Source organism: Leifsonia sp. SIMBA_070, from assembly GCF_046534635.1.
In the GTDB taxonomy this organism is placed as follows: domain Bacteria; phylum Actinomycetota; class Actinomycetes; order Actinomycetales; family Microbacteriaceae; genus Leifsonia.
Genome location: NZ_JAWRYK010000095.1, coordinates 1 through 338, shown reverse-complemented (window position 1 = coordinate 338; position 338 = coordinate 1). Strand labels below are relative to the sequence as shown.

1 pseudogene is annotated in these 338 nt (G+C 53.8%); it reads right to left on the bottom strand.

The window, feature by feature from the left end:
- Window positions 1-281: pseudogene (locus SB754_RS19565) on the bottom strand (hypothetical protein); the annotation flags it as partial.
- Window positions 282-338: the final 57 nt, after the last annotated feature.

Here is a 338-nt window from a genome sequence, read left to right as displayed (position 1 = left end):
CGAGGCTGCCTCTTTGGACAAAACAGCAACTGCATTTGCAAATCGAAGCAGGCGGCAGCCAGGGAGTCACTGTGGAATTCTGCGCCGTTGTCGCACACCAGCACTTCGAACCGACCGTAGCAAGGCCAAGGGTTCTGTACAGTCAGGTTTGGCACGACGGCTCTAGCTGGTTTCTTTGGAAGAAGTGCATGTCGGACGGCGCGCATGACGGCCAGCGTTGATGTGTCATCGAAACTAATGTAATACCCTAGCGGCATTCGGCTGAAGACGTCGATCAGCATTGTCAAAGTTGGTCGACCACAAGGAAGCCACGTTTTTTCGTCCAGGAGAAACACGTC